Raw genomic sequence first — 252 nt, forward strand, 5'->3', positions numbered from 1 at the left:
CCCCCAGGTTGAGCACCAAGGTCAGGATGCAGCCGTCATTGAGACGCCAGCGCGCCAGCGCACCGGCGCTGCCGAGCGGCAGGGCATCGAGCGCGCGGGCGCCGGCCAGGCGCGGCACGATGTGCGTGTGGCGCAGGGCCAGCAAGGCATGTGTGCGGCTGAGCCAGCCGAGTTGCTCGGGGTCGGCCAAGCTGGCCTCACCCGGCCATGAGGCCAGGTAGGTGTGCTCGTCGTTTGGGTCGGGGATGCGCT

General features: G+C 71.4%; 1 protein-coding gene. It reads right to left on the reverse strand.

Annotation, left to right across the window (positions count from 1 at the left end; genetic code table 11):
• On the reverse strand, positions 1-252 hold a 252-nt coding region (locus tag RVY79_RS20745; RefSeq protein WP_317466484.1), incomplete at both ends, for a DUF3459 domain-containing protein.

The sequence above is a fragment of the Chromohalobacter sp. HP20-39 genome, from assembly GCF_033052815.1.
Taxonomy (GTDB): Bacteria; Pseudomonadota; Gammaproteobacteria; order Pseudomonadales; family Halomonadaceae; genus Chromohalobacter.